General features: G+C 67.4%; 18 protein-coding genes. 13 read left to right on the plus strand and 5 right to left on the minus strand.

Annotation, left to right across the window (positions count from 1 at the left end; all coding sequences use genetic code 11):
* Positions 1-1356: an FAD-binding oxidoreductase gene (locus C0J29_RS02150; protein ID WP_065163453.1), complete on the plus strand. Its 1356-nt coding sequence runs from the start codon at positions 1-3 to the stop codon at positions 1354-1356.
* Here C0J29_RS02150 and C0J29_RS02155 read toward each other — a convergent pair.
* The 3 genes from C0J29_RS02155 to C0J29_RS02165 are packed head-to-tail and all read right to left on the minus strand — an operon-like array spanning position 1346 to position 3613.
* Positions 1346-1897, minus strand: coding sequence for a TetR/AcrR family transcriptional regulator (locus tag C0J29_RS02155; protein ID WP_065163452.1), 552 nt, complete (start codon positions 1895-1897; stop codon positions 1346-1348). The genes C0J29_RS02150 and C0J29_RS02155 overlap by 11 nt on opposite strands.
* On the minus strand, positions 1894-2781 hold the full coding sequence (locus C0J29_RS02160) for a thioesterase family protein (protein ID WP_082994207.1): 888 nt from the start codon (positions 2779-2781) through the stop codon (positions 1894-1896). Before C0J29_RS02160 ends, C0J29_RS02155 begins: the two co-directional genes overlap by 4 nt.
* A 13-nt stretch (positions 2782-2794) precedes the next feature.
* Positions 2795-3613, minus strand: a complete 819-nt coding sequence (locus C0J29_RS02165) for an SMP-30/gluconolactonase/LRE family protein (protein WP_065163483.1) — start codon at positions 3611-3613, stop codon at positions 2795-2797.
* A 131-nt stretch (positions 3614-3744) separates the two neighbouring features.
* Here C0J29_RS02165 and C0J29_RS02170 point away from each other — a divergent pair, with 131 nt between their 5' ends.
* Genes C0J29_RS02170 through C0J29_RS02180 form a run of 3 tightly spaced genes read left to right on the plus strand, consistent with a single transcriptional unit; the run spans position 3745 to position 6722 of the window.
* On the plus strand, positions 3745-4635 hold the full coding sequence (locus C0J29_RS02170; RefSeq protein ID WP_065163451.1) for an acyl-CoA thioesterase: 891 nt from the start codon (positions 3745-3747) through the stop codon (positions 4633-4635).
* A gap of 5 nt (positions 4636-4640) precedes the next feature.
* The gene (locus tag C0J29_RS02175; RefSeq protein WP_065163450.1) at positions 4641-5561 is read left to right on the plus strand and encodes an LLM class F420-dependent oxidoreductase; all 921 of its coding nucleotides are present in this window, start codon (positions 4641-4643) and stop codon (positions 5559-5561) included.
* Entirely contained in the window at positions 5562-6722 is a 1161-nt protein-coding gene (locus tag C0J29_RS02180; protein WP_065163449.1) for an acyl-CoA dehydrogenase family protein, read from the plus strand.
* Here the strand turns inward: C0J29_RS02180 and C0J29_RS02185 are convergent.
* Positions 6698-7384, minus strand: a complete 687-nt coding sequence (locus C0J29_RS02185; RefSeq protein WP_120791401.1) for a DUF427 domain-containing protein — start codon at positions 7382-7384, stop codon at positions 6698-6700. The two genes, C0J29_RS02180 and C0J29_RS02185, sit on opposite strands and share 25 nt — an antisense overlap.
* A 162-nt stretch (positions 7385-7546) precedes the next feature.
* Here C0J29_RS02185 and C0J29_RS02190 point away from each other — a divergent pair, with 162 nt between their 5' ends.
* The 9 genes from C0J29_RS02190 (at position 7547) to C0J29_RS02230 (ending at position 16357) form a co-directional block, all read left to right on the plus strand.
* Positions 7547-9286 (plus strand): PPE family protein, encoded by a 1740-nt coding sequence (locus tag C0J29_RS02190; RefSeq protein WP_120791402.1) that lies wholly within the window; start codon positions 7547-7549, stop codon positions 9284-9286.
* 5 nt (positions 9287-9291) lie between these two features.
* The gene (locus C0J29_RS02195; RefSeq protein WP_065163446.1) at positions 9292-10461 is read left to right on the plus strand and encodes a CaiB/BaiF CoA transferase family protein; all 1170 of its coding nucleotides are present in this window, start codon (positions 9292-9294) and stop codon (positions 10459-10461) included.
* Positions 10462-10567: 106 nt separating this feature from the next.
* The gene (locus tag C0J29_RS02200; protein ID WP_120791403.1) at positions 10568-11104 is read left to right on the plus strand and encodes a hypothetical protein; all 537 of its coding nucleotides are present in this window, start codon (positions 10568-10570) and stop codon (positions 11102-11104) included.
* Between the two features lie 9 nt (positions 11105-11113).
* Entirely contained in the window at positions 11114-11818 is a 705-nt protein-coding gene (locus tag C0J29_RS02205) for an NIPSNAP family protein (RefSeq protein WP_065163444.1), read from the plus strand.
* 38 nt (positions 11819-11856) lie between these two features.
* Positions 11857-13029 (plus strand): cytochrome P450, encoded by a 1173-nt coding sequence (locus C0J29_RS02210; RefSeq protein WP_120794498.1) that lies wholly within the window; start codon positions 11857-11859, stop codon positions 13027-13029.
* A gap of 1 nt (position 13030) precedes the next feature.
* Complete coding sequence (locus C0J29_RS02215) at positions 13031-13999, plus strand: zinc-binding dehydrogenase (protein WP_120791404.1); 969 nt, start codon at positions 13031-13033, stop codon at positions 13997-13999.
* Positions 13996-14745, plus strand: a complete 750-nt coding sequence (locus tag C0J29_RS02220) for an HpcH/HpaI aldolase family protein (protein ID WP_120791405.1) — start codon at positions 13996-13998, stop codon at positions 14743-14745. The genes C0J29_RS02215 and C0J29_RS02220 overlap by 4 nt, the downstream gene beginning before the upstream one ends.
* Positions 14742-15455 carry an SDR family NAD(P)-dependent oxidoreductase gene (locus C0J29_RS02225; RefSeq protein ID WP_120791406.1) on the plus strand — a complete coding sequence of 238 codons (714 nt, stop codon included), beginning with the start codon at positions 14742-14744 and terminating at the stop codon, positions 15453-15455. The genes C0J29_RS02220 and C0J29_RS02225 overlap by 4 nt, the downstream gene beginning before the upstream one ends.
* Entirely contained in the window at positions 15437-16357 is a 921-nt protein-coding gene (locus C0J29_RS02230; protein ID WP_120791407.1) for an alpha/beta hydrolase, read from the plus strand. Before C0J29_RS02225 ends, C0J29_RS02230 begins: the two co-directional genes overlap by 19 nt.
* On the opposite strand, the gene C0J29_RS02235 is transcribed toward C0J29_RS02230, so the two are convergent.
* Entirely contained in the window at positions 16347-17447 is a 1101-nt protein-coding gene (locus tag C0J29_RS02235; RefSeq protein ID WP_120794499.1) for an alcohol dehydrogenase catalytic domain-containing protein, read from the minus strand. The two genes, C0J29_RS02230 and C0J29_RS02235, sit on opposite strands and share 11 nt — an antisense overlap.
* Positions 17448-17453: the final 6 nt, after the last annotated feature.

A 17453-nucleotide genomic window follows, 5' to 3' on the forward strand; every position in this document is an offset into this window, starting at 1 on the left:
ATGGTCTCGAGCCTGCCCGCCCTCCTGGCCGAGGTGGTGGGCTCCAATCACGTCGTCACCGACCCCGACGTACTGGCGGGCCGCAGCATCGACCACACGGGCCGGTATCGCGGCAAGGCCGGCGCGCTGGTGCGGCCGGGCTCGGCCGACGAGGTCGCCGCGGTACTGCGGGTGTGCCGCGACGCCGGTGCCTACGTCACCGTGCAGGGCGGTCGCACCTCGCTGGTGGCCGGCACCGTGCCGGAACACGACGACGTACTGCTGTCCACCGAAAGACTTTCTGCCGTCGGCGATGTCGACGTGGTCGAGCGCCGGGTTTGTGTCGGGGCCGGTGCCACGTTGGCGGCGGTGCAGGGGGCGGCAACGGCGGCGGGCCTGGTGTTCGGTGTCGATCTGGCCGCCCGCGACTCCGCGACGGTGGGAGGCATGGCCTCCACCAACGCCGGCGGCCTGCGCACGGTCCGCTACGGGAACATGGGGGAGCAGGTCATCGGCCTGGACGTGGCTCTGCCCGACGGCTCGGTGCTGCGCCGGCACAGCCGGGTGCGCAGTGACAACACCGGCTACGACCTGCCGTCGCTGTTCGTCGGTGCCGAGGGCACCTTGGGGGTGATCACCGCCCTGGATCTGCGATTGCACCTGGTGCCGTCGCACTGGGTGACCGCGGTGTGCGGGTTCGCCGACCTGGAAGCGTTGGTCGAGGCCGGCCGGCTGTTTGCCGAGGTGGACGGGATCGCGGCGCTGGAGCTCATCGACGGCCGCGGGGTGGCGTTGACTCGCGACCAGCTGGGGGTCGGGGCGCCGGTCGACGGCGACTGGTTGCTGCTGGTGGAGCTGGCCGCCGATCACGACCAGACGGAGCGGCTGGCCGGATTGCTGGACCGGGTGGGACTGTGCGGTGAGCCGGCGGTGGGCGTGGATGCCATTGCGCAACAACGGTTGTGGCGGCTCCGCGAAGCGCTGACCGAGGTGCTGGGGGTGTACGGTCCGCCGCTGAAATTCGACGTTTCGCTGCCCTTGCCGGCCATCGGCGGGTTCGCCCGCGACGCGGTGGCGTTGATCGGTGAGCGGGTGCCCGAGGCGCTGCCGGTGCTTTTCGGTCATGTGGGCGAAGGCAACCTGCACTTGAACGTGCTGCGTTTCCCGACGGAGCACGAGCCCGCGCTGTACGCGGAGATGATGGATCTGATCTCCGGTTGCGGCGGCAATGTCAGTTCCGAGCACGGCGTCGGCACTTTGAAGAGGCCCTACCTCGGCATGTCCCGGCAGGCCGCCGACATCGCCGCGATGCGCGCCGTCAAGGCGGCGCTGGACCCGACCGGCTACCTCAACGCGGCGGTGCTGTTCAGTCGGTAGGCCCCTTGATGCCGACGGCGTGACGCAACTGAGCAAGGAACTGATCGGCGTCGTCACTGCGAACGACATAGTGCGAGATCGCGATTCGGATCGCGGTCGCCGCTTTCACCGCGGCGTTGGGTCCCGGCAGGAGCCGTTGTAAGCCCTCCCGCATCTCGGGGATGACACCGGACATCATCGGGATGACGTGCTCGGGTTCGATGTCGACCATCCGCACCCCGGAGTACGAGTACTGATAGTCGACGATGAATCGCAGTGCGGCATCCAGCCTTTCGACGCCCTTGAGCCCCGCGGTCGCCTTAGCCAGTCCCTTCTCGAAGTTCTCACGTTCATATCGGGAGAAGGCGGACATCAACTCCTCTTTGGACGCGAACCAGCGGTAGAGCGTGGGGCGCGACACCCCGGCCTGTGTCGAGACCTCGGACAGGCTGAGTTTGGTCTTGCCGCTGCGGGCCAGCACCTCCGCGGTGGCCGCGAGGATCCGCTGACGGGTCGAGGTGTCGTTGTCGACGCTTTCGCTCACCGGCGATGGCTGGCTCATGAGTTCTTCTCTCCCAATGGGTTTGGGTCTGCGTTCGGCTCGGGCTTGGGCTCGGGCTTGGTCTTGGCCCTGGGGGGCCTCGGGCGGACCAGCACCGATTGCTGGATGGCCCCGACCGCGCCCTGTTCGTCGAACAGTGTCCCGATCGTGGCGCCGATGCCGTCCGGGCCGTAACTGGTTTCCGCGCGGATGCCGACCCACTCACCTTCGGGAACCCGGAAGACGTGCACGGCCAGGTCGGTGTTGACGAAGGTGAACTTGGTGATGTCCAGCTTGCTGCCGATGCCGTTGGCGCAATCGGCCACTGCGAACAACCGCTCCAGCGGCGTCATCGTCTCACCGGCGACGAGGTCCGCGATCGGCCTGATCCATGATTCACCCGGGCCCGGCGTCAGCGGCACGGTCAGCCACAGCCACTCCAGGCTGTGCACATAGTTGCGGTCCCAATTCCGCGCCTTGAGATCACGGTTGCGCGCCTCGGACACCGGGCGCGGCAGCGGCGCGGGTGCGTGCGCGACGGCGGCCGTGTCGACCTGCTGCAACCGCCATCCGCTGGCCCGGGCCACCGGGCGCGGTTCGCCGTCGGGTCCAAGTGCCAGCATCTCCGCGGTGACCAACTCGATCTGCTTTCCGCCGCGGTCCAGACTCGAGCGGACCCACAGATCCCCTTCCACCGGGACGGCGCCGAGTAGGTCGATGACCACCCGGCTCAAACGGGTGTCGTCGCGCCGCTCGCATCGTTCCAGCGCCCGCGTCAGCAGCGCGGACACCGGCGCGCCGTGCTGTATGGAGGACGACCAGGTGCCGCGGGCCAGATCGGTGGCGCGGAACTTCTCGCCCCGCGCATCAGCACTGTCGATCAGCTCGTAGTACGAGTCGGTCATCTTCCCCCTCGGGTCAGGGCAGGCCGGCGCCCGGAATGTCCACCTGCACCGCGTCCAGCCTGGCCAGCCGGGTGCCCGCCAATCGCTTGGGATAAGCATCGGTGCTCGACAGCAGGAATAGCGTGCGCCGCTCCGGTCCGCCGAGCGTGCACGCGATAGCGACCCGGTCACCGATGTCGATGCGGTCCGTCACCTCGCCGCCTTCGGTGATCCGCTCGAACTGATGAGCCAGCGTCATCGCCACCCACACGCCGCCCCGGGCGTCGAGCGCGATGCCGTCCGGCGGGCCGTCGAGATTGTCGGCGAACGGCCGGCGGTCGGTGAGCTCGCCGTCTTTCCCGATGGCGTATGCCGTGAGGCGGCGGCCCATCGACTCGGCCACGATCAGGTTGCCGCGATCGGCGGTGATGACCATCCCGTTGGGGAAGTCGAGATCGGTTGCCACCACGGTTGCGGTGTCGTCGGTGTCGAGCCGGACGATGATGCCGCCGTCGAACGCCTGCGAGCCTATATAGGCACGCCCGAGGTCGTCGATGACCATATCGCCGAGGCTGGCCGGTACGAGATCGGACAGGTCGGCCACAGCCGACACGGTCTCGCCGTCATACCGGAGAACCTGCCTGTCCTCGGCGGAGACGATCAGCAGTGATCCGTCGGGACGGAAACCCAGCCCCGAGGGTGTGTGGCCGGGCAGCGGCAGGGTGGTGAGCGAGCCGCGCAAGTCGCAGGTGTGGACGGCTTCGCCGAGCATGTCGGAAAACCAGAGCAAGCCCTCGAACCATCGCGGACCCTCCCCGAAGCAAAAGCCGTCGGCGAGCGGTGTCGGCGCCAGCGTGCCTTTACAAATCACTGCCAAAGTGTCATGCACCGCGGGCATTGCTGTCAACGCGGGCGCGGGTTCGCGCGAGCTTTACAAATAATGCCTGAAATGTCACGCTGGGCCGTGAGCTGCCGGAACAAGGGGTGAGCGCGTTGACGACAGAGTCTGAACAGGTCCAGTGGTCGGTGGAGAGCCTGCTGGATCTCTTCGAGGTGCGACCCGACGGGCCCGACCGGTTCATCGCCGAAACCGGACTGGCCGGCCAGGACGGCCGGCAGGTGGTGGAAGGCACCCAGGTCGTCGCTCAGGCGATTGTGGCCGCGGCGAACCGATTTGAGGGCAAGTCCGTGCGTTCGGCGCACGCCGTGTTCGCCCGCGCCATCATGGTGGGCCCGCCGATCGAGCTCGTGCTCGACGTGCTGAACGAAGGACGCTCCACTGCGACGGCGATCATCTCGGTGCTGCAGAACGGCAAGCGGTGCGTGAGCATCACGGTGCTCACCGACGTTCCGACCGGCGACGTCATCCGCCACCACCTGACCCGGCCCGATGTCGCGGCGCCGGCCGACGCCAATGCCGTCGAGATGCCGATGACCGGCCGGGAACTGCGCCTGGTCGACGTGGTCGACGTGAACAGCCCCGACGAGGTCGGTCCGCCGGAGCTGTACGCTTGGCTGCATTACGACCCCATCCCTGAGCGCGACGACCTGGCCAAGGCCTTGATCGCGTATTTCACTGGGCACCTGGGCATTTCGACGACCATGCGGGCACATCCGGGCATCGGCACCGCCCAGGCACACCTCACCGTGTCGACCGCACCGATGTCGATCTTCGTTTCCTTCCACGAACCGGTGCGCTGGGATGACTGGCTGCTCTATAGCCACGAGAGCACCCAGGTCGGTGCGGGAATGTCCTACGTGCGCGGAACCGTGCACACCGAGGACGGCGATCTGCTGTGTTCCTTCGCGCAGGAGGCGCTGATCCGCCCGCTGCGCACCACCGACACCTCGATCAACGCTGCGGCCCGGTTCTGAATCCCGTGCGTTTCACCATCACTCACCCGATGCACAGCCATCCGTACAACCCGGAGCTGGTCAGCGGGGACGGCATCGCGACAGTGGCGGCAGCGGCCGAGAAGGCCGGATTCCACGGGTTCGGGTTCACCGACCATCCGGCCCCGTCGCAGCGCTGGCTGGAAGCCGGCGGGCACGACGCGCTGGATCCCTTTGTGGCCCTCGGCTTTGCGGCGGCGCGGACTTCGATGCTGCGGCTCATCCCGAATATTGTGGTGTTGCCCTATCGGAATCCGTTCGTGGTCGCGAAATCCGGTGCCACACTTGATCTGTTGTCCGATGGCCGATTCACCCTCGCGGTGGGGGTGGGTTATCTGCGGCGGGAATTCGCGGCACTGGGTGTGGACTATGACAAGCGCGCCGAGTTGTTCGAGGAAGCGCTGCAGGCGATCCGGGCCATCTGGACGTCCGACGACGTCACATTCGAGGGGCAGCATTTCACCGCGCGGGGGATCACCGCGCATCCGCTGCCGGTGAGCCAACCGCATCCACCCATCTGGATCGGCGGCAATACCGGTATGGCCCGCCAACGGGTCGCGCAATACGGAGACGGGTGGTGTCCGTTCCCCGCTCCGGCAGGGCTGGCGCGCACCGCGGGCACTGCCGTCATCGATTCGGCGGAGGCGCTGGCCGCCGGGATCGACGACCTGCGGCGACGGTGCGACGCGGAGGGCAAGGACTGGTCGACGGTCGACATCACCTTCAGCAATTTCGAGGGCGGCAATCCGGCCAGTGACGACTTCAATGCCGACGCCTACCTGGGCGGGCTGGAAAAGCTTGCCGCACTGGGTGTTACGTGGGTATCGGCGCACCTGCCCGGCGACAGTCTGGCGCACGCGCTCGAGGTGATGGACCGGTTCCGGTCTCTGGTGATCGATGTGATGTGAATGGACTTCTCCGCGGTGCCGTTGTCCGACGAGGATCGGGCATTCCATGACCAGACGCGCGCGTTCATCACCGAACACGTGACGGACGAGGTGCGTCGGCGCAACCGTGAGTTCGGTGAGAACTTCGATGAGCGAGTGCATTTGGCGTTGGGCGCAGCGGGCTATCTGGCCTCGGACTGGAAGCTGGAATCCGAGGGAGGTTTCAGTGCCGTCCGTCGTCGCATCTTCAACCTGGAGATCGCCCGGGCGCATACGCCGTGGTACCACTGGGGCACCACGTCGGTGGTCGCGCGCCTCGTGGAGCAGTTCGGGCCGCCCGAACTCGCGGAGATGGTGTTGCCGGGGGTGCTGTCCGGGGAGGTACGCCTGTGCCTGGGGTATACCGAACCCGAAGGTGGCTCGGACGTGGCGACCTGCAAGACCCGCGCGGTACGGGATTCCGACGGCTGGATCATTAACGGCTCCAAGATGTTCACGTCGAATGCGCAGAACGCGAAGTACGTCTTCCTGCTGACCAACACCGACCCGCAGGGCCCGAAACACCGCAACCTGACCATGTTCCTGGTGCCGCTGGATTCGCCGGGTATCGAGATCCAGGGCATCCGCACCCTGGACGGCGACCGGACCAACATCGTCTTCTACAGCAACGTGCGCGTCGACGACCTGTACCGGATCGGTGACGTCAACGCCGGTTGGACGGTGATGCGGTCCGCGCTGGACTCCGAGCACGGGTTGACCGAACGGGATGCCGAAGGTCTGCAGGATGTCGCCGCGATGTCCGGGCACGGCATGGTGATGGCCGAAGCGGTCGACCGGGTGGCCGCCCTGGCCCAGATTGACGACGAAGCTGTGATGTACCGGCTGGGGCGGGATTTCGCGCGGACAGAGGCGGCTCTGACCACCCCCGGCATGTTCGGCCGCGTCGCGATCGGACAGACCATGCGCGACATCTCCGCGGACCTGATGGACATGCTGGGCCCGGCGGCGGCGCTGCCGACAGATACCGAGGGATCCGCCGACGACGGCTCGGCGGAGCATCTCTTCCGGCTTGCTCTGCCGATGGGGATCTACGGCGGTTCACTGGAGGTGTTCCGGAACATGATCGCCCAGCACGAACTGCGGCTGGGGCGGCCGGCTTACGGAAGTTCGGCCTCCGCCTGAACTTTGGTGGGATCGAAGCTGAAAAATGTTGCGATGAGACTGCTTTCGGGGTACGGATCGTCGTAGCTCCAGGCGACGTCGATGTCTTTGTCGGGGCTTTCGCCGACTTCACCGTCGAGAGGCGCCCAGTACGTGGCGTATCCCTTGTAGTTGCAGTAGGTCGACGTCCCGGTTTGCCGCAGCAGGTCGGTCCGCACGTGCTTGGGCGCTACGTAAAGCCTTGGCTCCAGAGCGGTTTCAAAGACGATCACGGTGTCATCGGTGTCGACCAACAGGGTGTCGTTGAGAGTTACCCGCAGCCTCCTGTTGGTCGGGCGGCAGTCGACGCGGTGATACGGGTTGGGTGGATAGTGGACGAGTTTGCGCCCTTCCTCGAACCAGGCGTCGACCGCGTCCCAGGGCACATGAACGAAACCCGGCGCCTCCGGCTCGGGTTCGGTTGGTAGCCCGGTGATTACGTCCTCTGGGAAGACGTAGCTGAGTGGGTGGTTGCGCCGGTGCACCATGAGGGCCATCTCGGTGTCGATGACGGTGCGGCCGTGGTGTGTGGCCTGAATCCGGCGCGGGTGCGGCTCGATGTAGACGACGCTGTCTGCTATCGGGGGAGTGAACCGGCCGGCGGGATGACTGCTGAGTGGGCCGCGGCCGGCTGTGAGACTCATTCTCCGAGGGTACGGCGATGGCCAGGTCGAAGACGCCATCGGCGTCAGACTCACCGATCTCTACGCCCGCCCGGCAATCCGGGGGAAAGTAAATATTGACGCTGGCGTAGGCGTAGCGTGCTCTGCGGGTACTCGAGAGTTCCGCCTGACAGGGGGTCAATCGTGGCAAACTTCGTTACCTTTCCGCCGGAGATCAATTCTCTGCTGATGTTCAGCGGTGCGGGCTCGGCGCCGATGCTGAGTGCGGCGGCCGCCTGGGAAGGGCTGGCATCGGAGTTGGGGACGGCAGCGTCGTCCTTCTCGGCGGTGACCACCGACCTGACCGGCGCCTGGTGGCAGGGAGCGGCGTCGGCGGCGATGGCGGCCGCGGCCGCACCGTATTCGGAGTTCCTGACCATGGCCTGCGCCCAGGCGGCCGGGGCCGCCGCACAGGCGCGATCGGTGGCCGGCGTTTTCGAGGCCGCCCGCGCGGCGACGATCCACCCTCTGGCGGTGGCGGCCAATCGCAATGCCTTTGTCCAGCTCATCCGGTCCAATTGGCTCGGGCTCAACGCGCCGGCAATCATGGCCGCCGAGGGGCTCTACGAGCAGATGTGGGCCGCGGACGTCGAAGCGATGACGGGCTACTACGCCGGGGCGGCGGCCGCGGCGGCGCAGTTGCCCGCTGACCTGCAGCAGCTTCTGCAGAACCTGCCCAGCTTGGGCATCGGCAACAAGGGCAACGCGAACATCGGACACGGCAACACCGGCACCGGAAACATCGGCATCGGCAACAGCGGCACCGACAACAGCGAGTTGGTGCCCCCGCAATCGGGCAACTACAACGTCGGCGGCGGAAACAACGGCAATTTCAATGTCGGCGCCGGAAACAACGGCAACAGCAACTTCGGCTTCGGCAATTTCGGCAATGGGAACATCGGCTTCGGCAACGGCGGCCCGACCGATTTGTCCAACCCCAACCTCTACACCTTCCAGACAACGGCCGGCAACAACAACGTGGGAATGGGCAACACCGGGAGCAACAACATCGGCCTCGGCAACCTGGGCACCGGAAATATCGGCGGCGGGAACACCGGCACCTCAAACGTCGGGGCCGGAAACACCGGGATCGGAAACTTCGGTTTCGGTAACACCGGCAACGGAAACATCGGGATCGGGCTGACCGGCAACGGCAGGGTGGGCATCGATCTCGCCGGGGTGTTCAACTTCGGCAACGGCAACATCGGCTTGTTCAATTCGGGCGACCACAACATCGGCTTCTTCAACTCCGGCAGCGGCAACGTCGGCGTCTTCAGCTCGGGCATCAATACCGTTTTCCCGGGACACATCAACAGCTTTGGCTTCGGGAACTCCGGCACCGGCAGCCTCGGCTTCGGCAACTCCGGCGCCGGCAACGTCGGCTTCTGGAACTCGGGCCTGCTCAACACCGGCTGGGGGAACGCCGGCTCGATCAACACCGGTGGCTGGAACGGGAACAACCTCAACACCGGCCTGTGGAACTCAGGCGAGACGAACACGGGCTTCGGCAACTCGGGCCACGTCAACACCGGCTTCGGCAACGCGGGCAACGTGAACACCGGCTTCGGCTTCGCCACCGACGCCGGCGACGTCGGCATCGGCGCGGTCGACAATTCGGGGTTCGGCAACACCGGTGCCGGGATCTCGGGGTTTGGAAACAACGGCGGCAGCGACGGCCACGGAGTCTCCGGCTTCTTCAACACGATCGTTGCGGCGCTGCAGTCCTCCGGCGTCAGCTCGGGCTTCTTCAACACCGCTGTCAGCGGCGCGGTGGGCCCCTTCCCCGCTGGCGTGCTGAGCGGCTTCAACTCGGGCTTGTTCAACATCGGGACCGCAAATTCGGGCATCCTGAGCCTCGGCCAGTTGGTGATGAAGCTAGGCTGACCGCGATGGCGGGACCGATGGAGGGCGTCAAAGTCGTCGAACTCGGCGTCTGGGTGGCCGGTCCGGCGGCGGCCGCAATCCTTGCCGACTGGGGCGCCGACGTGATCAAGATCGAGCCGCCGACCGGTGACCCCGGACGGATGTTCGGCCGGATGCTGGGCTGCGACCTCGGCGTGAACCCGCCGTTCGAGATGGACAACCGGTCCAAACGCAGCGTCGTGCTGGACCTCACCACTGCCGAAGACCGGCAGATCGCGCTCGAATTGCTCTCGGACGCAGATGTTTTCATCACCAACGTGCGGCCCGGGGCGTTGCGGCGGCTGGGTCTCGACTACGAGACGCTGGCCGCCGATCACCCCCGCCTGGTCTACGGTCTGATCACCGGCTACGGCGAATCCGGGCCGGATGCCGACCGCGCCGCCTACGACGTCGCGGCGTTCTGGTCCCGGGGCGGCATCGCCCACCTGTTGACCCGGCCCGGCGACACACCGCCGTTCCAGCGCGGCGGCATGGGGGATCACTCGGCAGGCATGACCCTGGCCGGGGCGGTCTGTGCGGCTTTACTGGCCCGCGAACGCACCGGCGCGGGGCAGCTGGTGTCGACCTCGCTGTACCGCCAGGGCGCCTACACCGTGAGCTTCGACCTGAACACCTACCTGCTCACCGGCCAGCCGATCGCGATCGGCCAGCGCGCCACCATGGCCAACCCGTGCATGAACAACTACGCCGCCGGCGACGGGCGCCGGTTCTGGATCGTCGGACTGGAAGTGAACCGGCACTGGCCGGCCCTGTGCCGGGTAGTAGGCCGTACCGAGTGGCTGACCGATCCGCGCTATGCCGATGCCCGCGGCCGCGCGGCCAACGCGGTGCAACTGATCGCCGCGCTCGACGAGATCTTCGCGACCCGTTCGCTCGACGAATGGGCGGACCTGTTCGCCGCCGAGCCGGATTTCTTCTGGTCCCCGATCAACACACTCGAGGACGTCGTCGCCGACGAGCAATTCCACGCGGCGGGCGGAATCGTCGATGTGCCGGACGGCGAAGCGATCGTGCCGATGGTGGCCACACCCGCCGATTTTCACGGAACGCCCAGCTCACCGCGTTCCGTGGCGCCTCAACTCGGCCAGCACACCGACGAGGTCCGGGCGGAACTCGACGCCCGCCGACAGTCTTGAACGCACCGGGGAGCTTTACAAAACTGAGCTAAAGTGTCACGCTGGTGACGGCCCATGGCAACCGCGACGAGCCACGCTCCGGGGGTGTGGCAAGAGGAACGGATCGATGGTTACTCCAACGTTCGACATTCATCCGGGCAGGGGCACGGCCCGCAGGGCCAACCCGGAGATCATGCGTCACCGCCTCGACGTGATCGCCGTCGGCACCGGCGACGTCGTCCACACCGCCGGTGGCTGGCTGTATGACCGGGTGATGGCCGGCTGGCAGGTGAACGTGCTGTTGCCGCGCGGCTGCGATACCCGCCCGTTGCGCGTGCTGGGGGCGCAGGTCGTGGACGCGGCCGCAGGTCTGGACATGTCCGGCCCGATGAGTCAGGGTCTGGCCGTCAGCGTCGAGGCGTTCGTGGCCGACGACCGGGTTCGCGCGCTGGTGCGCAAGGCGGTGGCGGGCCGGTTGACCGAAGTCGCGCTGTGGGGCGAGGGCTGGCCGCTCGGCGCCGACCGCGGCCTGACCAGGACCCACTACACGCTGAGTGCCGCGGCCCGCGCGTTCAAAGCCCAAGCGTTGCGTGCCGCTGGAATGCATTACGAGACAATAGATTCCACTGAGACTCTGATTACCGACTCGGCCTGGCTGGGCTAGCCGGACAGCATGAAGAAGTACCACCGTCACGCGTTGCTCTACCTGCACGAGACGATCGATCTGGGATCGGGACGCAGCGACGATTTCACCGAGATCTTCGTCGACACCTATCAGCCGATGATGGAAGAACTCGGCGCCCGGCTGTACTCGATCTGGGAAACCACTCCCTACAACGGCCATTGGCCGCAGGTCACGATCATCTGGGAGATCGACGCGTTCGCGGACTACGCCCGGATCGGCGCCGCGCAGGCGCGCGGCGGCAGCCACGAGGCGGCGGCCGGGAAATGGTCGGCCTACCTGGCCGACATGGGCGCCTCGGGAGAGGGCCGCATCATGTACGCCGGTCCGAGCAACAGGAGCCTGGCCGCGCTGCGCGACGCCAATTTCAATGCCTCCCTGGTGATTCAGGAGATCATGCAAACCAAGCCAGGTCGGCAGGACGACTACATCCGCGAGCTGGAACGGCTCTACGTGCCCTGGTCGGAGCGCACCGGTAAACACTGGCTCGGGTCCTTCACCACCACCTTCCGCTTCAACGAGGTCATCCACTATTGGGCACTCGAAGGCGGCTGGGAGTGCTTCGCGAATCACTATCCGTCGTGGAAGGACAGCCCGCCCGCGGAAATCGTCACCTGGATGAGCGTCGCGCCGGCGCTGCGCGACGGCTGGGAAGACTCCATTCTGCAGGCTCTACCGCCGTCGCCACTGCAGTGACGCGGGACTTCTCCTACGATCCCTTCGACGCGGACGTGATGGCGAATCCGCTTCCCTACTACCGCATCCTGCGCGATGAGTACCCGGTGTACTACATGCCGCAGTGGGATACCTTCGCCGTCTCGAGATTCGAAGACATCTGGCAGATACTGGAAGTCAGCGACGGCACCTTCGTCGCCTCGGAGGGAACTCTGCCGCCGGCATCGGTTCTGGCGCAGCACAATAACGGCCCGGTCGCCGACCCGCCGTTGCATCCGCTGCCGTTCCATGCGGTGTTCGACACGGACCTCTACGGTGAGATCCGCCGCGCACACTCCCAGCCGCTGCGGCCCAGGTCCGTCACGGCACTGCAGTCACGAATCCGCGAACTGGCCAACGAACGACTCGACCTGCTGTTGGCGCGGGGGTCTTTCGACCTCACCCAGGACTACGGTGGCATCGTGGCGGCCTCGATGGTGTGCGAACTGTTGGGACTGTCAACGGATCTCGCGCCCCAGGTGTTGGCGGCGGTCAACGCCGGCAGCCTGGCCGAGCCCGGCGAGGGTGTCGACACCGCCGAGTCCAGGCCGAACTATCTGCAATTCCTGGTGCCGGTGGTGCAACGTCGCCGCGACGGCGAAGCCGGCGACCTGCCGGTGGTCGACGGACTACTTGGCTATCACCTGCCCGACGGCAGCGCGCTCACCGACGTCGAGGTGGCCACCCAGATGCTGTGCATCTTCATCGGCGGCACCGAAACGGTGCCGAAGATCGTGGCGCACGGGCTGTGGGAGCTCAGCCGACGGCCCGAACAGATGCAAGCGGTACGCGCCGACCCAGCCGCCACTGTGCCGCTCGCGCGGGAAGAGATGATCCGCTACTGCGCGCCGGCGCAGTGGTTCGCCCGGACGGCACGCAAGCCCTTCACCATGCACGGCAAGACGATCGAGCCCGGACAGCGGGTGATCACGCTGCTGGCGTCGGCGAACCGCGACGAACGCGAGTATCCCGAACCCGACGAGTTCATCTGGGACCGCCCGATCAAACGGTCGCTGGCATTCGGCCGGGGCCAGCATTTCTGCCTCGGCTATCATCTGGCGCGACTGGAAGTTGCTGTGCTGCTGGAAGAATGGTTGCGACGGGTGCCCGAATTCGCGATCGACGGCGACCGGGCCACCCGGCTGCCATCCAGCTTCCAGTGGGGCTGGAACAAGATTCCGGTGGAGGTCTGAGGTGTGGTCCTACCGGATCGTCGCGCCGTACGAGTTCGAGCGCACCTCGATACCGGACAAGTCGGCCGAGCATCTCACGGATCGCCAAGTGCTGCTGCGGTTTCAGGCCGCGGGGGTGTGTGGCAGCGATCTGCCCGGATTCCGCGGCGCGAAGGGCCCCCTGTCCGGTGACGACGGCCGCAGCGCCGCGGAGAAGGACGGCTTCCCGATTCACGAGGTGGCCGGTGAAGTCCTTGCCAGCAGGCACCCCGACCACCGGCCCGGCGATCTGGTGGTCGGCTGGGCGTCCGGATTCGACGGCATGATGGAGCGCGTGGTGAGCGACGGTGACGGCCTGGCGCCCTACGATCCGGCACTGAGCCCGGCGCAGGCGGTCGGCCTGCAGCCGTTGGCGTGCGTGCTGTATGCGTGCGAGCAGTTGCCGGATCTGGCCGGCCGGCACGTGGCGATCATCGGCCAGGGGTCGATCGGCCTGTTGTTCTCCTACGTCGCCAAAGCCGCCGGGGCGCGACGAATCACCGGCATCGACCCCGTCGATCGCGAAAACCTCGCGCCCACATTCGGTGTCGACGATCCGATGCGTGCCACCAGTGACAGATGGGTCAGTCAACTCGCAGCCGGGGACCGGGCGGACGTGGTCATCGAGGCCGTCGGTCATCAGGTGGCCACCCTGGGGCACGCGATCGACGCGGCCGCCCCCGGGGGCACCGTGCTCTACTTCGGCGTCGCCGACGACGACGCCTACCCGATCAACATGCGCGCCATGCTGCGCAAGAACCTGACCCTGAAATCCGGTGTCACACTGGACCGGCGGCGCATGTTGGACCTGGCCGGAAAGTTCGCCGCCGAACACCCCAACCTGCTCGCCACGTACCTGACGCACACCTTCGCGATCGACGACGTTCAGGCAGCCTTCGAGCTGGCCTGCCGGCCGGACCCGCAGCGCGTGAAGATCGCGATCGCCGGATGAGCGTCTTTCGGCAAGATCTCGACAGGCCCCGCTGGGGCGGCTGGGTCACCGCTCCGACCCTGATCGGGCCCGAGGAGTTTGCCCGGGCCGGCTACGACTACGTCGGATTCGACGCTCAGCACGGCTATCTCGACGACGCCGGTATCGCCGCCATGCTGCGGCGCCTGGAACATGTTCCGATCGCCACCGCCGTCCGGGTGCCCAACGCCGACCCGGCGCCGATCGGGCGGGTGCTCGACGCCGGTGCCGACGCCGTCATCATCGCCATGATCGAATCGGCTGACCAGGCCGCCGCGGCGGTGGCTGCCACCCGGTACCCGCCCGCGGGCGTTCGCAGCTACGGCCCGCTGCGAGCGAGCCTCGGGCACGACCCCGCCGCGCTGGCGGCCAGGGCCGGCGTCTTCGCCATGATCGAGACAGCCGCGGCGGTTTCCGGCATCGAGGACATCTGCGCGGTCGACGGGCTGACCGGAATCTATGTCGGGCCGGCCGATCTGGCGATCTCGATGGGCGCCGATGTGGTCGGCGCGACCCGCAATGACCGGGTCCTCGAGGCGATCGGCCGCATCCATCACACCGCCACCGCCGCGGGACTGGTCACCGGCATTCATGCCGGCGACGGTGTGACCGGAAAGCGGATGGCGCAGCTCGGTTTTCGGATGATCACCCTGGCATCCGAATCGCAGACGCTGCGCCGCGGTGCCGCCGAACACCTGCGCGAGGCGACTGCGGAGACAAAGATATGAAGATCGCGTTGGTCACCGGCGCCGCCGGTGGACAGGGCCGGGCGATCGTGCACAGGCTGCTCGGCACGGGTTACCAGGTTGCCGCGTGCGACGTGCGAAGCGGCGAACTCGATTCTGCGACAAGCGAATCGGGTGTATTGCCGATACCCATGGACGTGACGAATCCCGAACACTGGGACGCGGCCGTCTCCACCACCGTCCAGCGATTCGGGGGGCTGTCCACCCTGGTGAACAACGCCGGAGTGCTGCACCGGGCGTCGCTCGCCGACGAGACGGTCGCGGACTTCGAAAACTCCTGGCGGGTCAACTGTCTGGGCGCCTTCCTGGGTATGCGTGCCGCGCTGCAACACCTGCAAGCGGCCGACAACGCCGCGATCGTCAACATCTGCAGCACCGGAGCGATCCGGCCCTTCCCGCAGCACTGCGCCTACGGGTCGGCGAAATGGGCCTTACGCGGTCTGACCCAGACCGCGGCGGCCGAACTCGCGCCGGCCGGGATCCGCGTCAACGCGGTATTCCCCGGGCCGATCGCCACCCCGATGCTCGACGACAGCATCCAGCAGCGACTGGCAGCGGTGGCGATGTTCGGCCGGCTGGGCCGGCCCGCCGAAATCGCGGACGCCGTCGCGTTTCTGGTCTCCGAGCAGGCATCGTTCATCACCGGATCCGAACTCGTCGTGGACGGTGGGCAATGCCTGCAGATCCGTTGAGCTTCAGTGACCTTCTCGACCCCGAACTGCGCGCCGTCGCGGTCAACCGAACGGTGTTCACCGCCGAAGCGATCCCGCTGATCCGGGACTCGATGAACCAGCGTCGCTCCGAGGCGCGCAGCGACACAACCGGGGTGTCCATCGACCACGCGGCCGCCGAGGGTGTGCCGGTGCGCATCTATCGCGGCGGCACGGTGCCGGCACCCGCGGTCGTCTATTGCCACGCAGGCGGTTTCGCACTCGGCAACCTCGACACCGACCACCGGCAGTGTCTGGAACTGGCGCGCCGCGCCGGATGTGTGGTGGTGTCGGTCGACTATCGCCTGGCGCCGGAGCACCCCTGGCCGGCAGCGCGGTACGACGCGGAGAAAGTGCTGAAGTGGTTGCACGGCAACGCGTCTGAGCTGGGTATCGACCCGGGCCGGGTGGCAGTGGCGGGCAGCAGCGCCGGCGGTGCGCTGGCCGCCGGCCTGGCACACGGCGCCGCCGACCGCGAACTGCCGCCGCTGGTGTTCCAACTGCTGCACCAGCCGGTGCTAGACGACCGCCCCACCTCTTCGAGGACCGAATTTCGCGCTACGCCCGCGTTCGACGGCGAAGGGGCTGATCTCATGTGGCAGCACTACCTGGCCGGGCAGCAGCCGTCACCCGCGGCCGCGCCCGCCCGGCGGGAGAACCTGGCGGGCCTGCCGCCGGCCCTGATCACCTGCGCGGAGGTCGATCCGTTCCGCGACGAGGCGGTGGAGTACGCGCAGCGGCTGCACCGCGCCGGGGTGCCGGCCGAGCTGCACGTGTTCTCCGGCGCATGCCACGGATTCGACTCGCTGCTGCCGGAATGGACTCAGTCCCAGCGGTTGTTCGCGCTGCAAGGCGCCGCGCTGACGGCGGCGTTCAGAATCTGATCAACTGCCGCACCGCGATGCCGTCGGCCAGGTGGTCCATCGCCTCGTTGATGTCGCCCAACCCGATCGTCGACGACACCAGCGACTCGACCGGCAACCGGCCGGACTGCCACAGCGCCACGAACCGGGGAATGTCGCGGCTGGGCACCGCCGACCCGAGATAACTGCCGATCAGCGAGCGGCCCTCGGCGACAAAACCCAACGGCGACAGGCTTATTCGAGCGTCCGGCCGGGGCAGCCCGACGGTGACGGTGCGCCCGCCCGGGGCGGTCAGCGCGATCGAGGTCTCCAGCGCGAGGGGATGACCGACGGCTTCCACCACCACATCCGCCTTGACGCCCGCGGCCCGGTCCGGCGTGTACGTCTCGTGCGCGCCCAAAGCCTCTGCGGCGCGCAGCTTTTCGGGCAGCTGATCGACGCCGATCACGCGGACCGCGGGATAGGTCAGCGCGGTGATCACGGCAGCCATGCCGACGCCGCCGAGTCCGACGACGGCAACGGTCTGGCCGGGTCGTGGGTCGCCGACGTTGAGCACGGCACCGCCTCCGGTCAGCACCGCACACCCGAGCAGGGCGGCCACCTCGGGTGGCACATCGTCGGGTACGGCAACGGCACTGGCCCGATTGACCACCGCATGTGTGGCGAACCCGGAAACGCCGAGGTGGTGGTGAACGGGGCTGCCTTCCCGGCTCAGGCGAATGCCGCCACCGAGCAGCGTTCCCGCGTTGTTGGCAGCGCTGCCCGGCTGGCACGGCGTCAGGCCGTCGGTCGCGCACGCGGCGCAGTGGCCGCAGCGCGGCAGGAACACCAACACCACCCGCTGCCCGATGGCGAGGTCGTCCACCTCGTCACCGAGCGCTTCGACGATGCCCGCCGCTTCATGGCCCAGCAGCATCGGCACCGGCCGCACCCGATTACCGTCGACCACCGACAGATCCGAATGGCACAGCCCGGCCGCCTCGATACGCACCAATACTTCGCCGGGACCGGGGTCCTGCAGCTCCAGGTCGGCGATACTGATCGGCCGGGACCGCGCGAACGGGCGTGGCGCACCGATGCGCTCCAGCACCGCGCCGCGGATGTGAATCATGTTGGA

Origin of the sequence: Mycobacterium paragordonae (genome assembly GCF_003614435.1) — a bacterium.
Lineage (GTDB): Bacteria > Actinomycetota > Actinomycetes > Mycobacteriales > Mycobacteriaceae > Mycobacterium > Mycobacterium paragordonae.

Bases quoted from the DNA above. Each gene is read 5' to 3' on its own strand.
- C0J29_RS02150 (WP_065163453.1), top strand. From the start codon at position 1: ATGGTCTCGAGCCTGCCCGCCCTCCTGGCCGAGGTGGTGGGCTCCAAT.
- C0J29_RS02155 (WP_065163452.1), bottom strand. From the start codon at position 1,897: ATGAGCCAGCCATCGCCGGTGAGCGAAAGCGTCGACAACGACACCTCG.
- C0J29_RS02160 (WP_082994207.1), bottom strand. From the start codon at position 2,781: ATGACCGACTCGTACTACGAGCTGATCGACAGTGCTGATGCGCGGGGC.
- C0J29_RS02180 (WP_065163449.1), top strand. From the start codon at position 5,562: ATGGACTTCTCCGCGGTGCCGTTGTCCGACGAGGATCGGGCATTCCAT.
- C0J29_RS02185 (WP_120791401.1), bottom strand. From the start codon at position 7,384: ATGAGTCTCACAGCCGGCCGCGGCCCACTCAGCAGTCATCCCGCCGGC.
- C0J29_RS02195 (WP_065163446.1), top strand. From the start codon at position 9,292: ATGGCGGGACCGATGGAGGGCGTCAAAGTCGTCGAACTCGGCGTCTGG.
- C0J29_RS02200 (WP_120791403.1), top strand. From the start codon at position 10,568: ATGGTTACTCCAACGTTCGACATTCATCCGGGCAGGGGCACGGCCCGC.
- C0J29_RS02205 (WP_065163444.1), top strand. From the start codon at position 11,114: ATGAAGAAGTACCACCGTCACGCGTTGCTCTACCTGCACGAGACGATC.
- C0J29_RS02210 (WP_120794498.1), top strand. From the start codon at position 11,857: ATGGCGAATCCGCTTCCCTACTACCGCATCCTGCGCGATGAGTACCCG.
- C0J29_RS02220 (WP_120791405.1), top strand. From the start codon at position 13,996: ATGAGCGTCTTTCGGCAAGATCTCGACAGGCCCCGCTGGGGCGGCTGG.
- C0J29_RS02225 (WP_120791406.1), top strand. From the start codon at position 14,742: ATGAAGATCGCGTTGGTCACCGGCGCCGCCGGTGGACAGGGCCGGGCG.
- C0J29_RS02230 (WP_120791407.1), top strand. From the start codon at position 15,437: ATGCCTGCAGATCCGTTGAGCTTCAGTGACCTTCTCGACCCCGAACTG.
- C0J29_RS02235 (WP_120794499.1), bottom strand. From the start codon at position 17,447: ATGATTCACATCCGCGGCGCGGTGCTGGAGCGCATCGGTGCGCCACGC.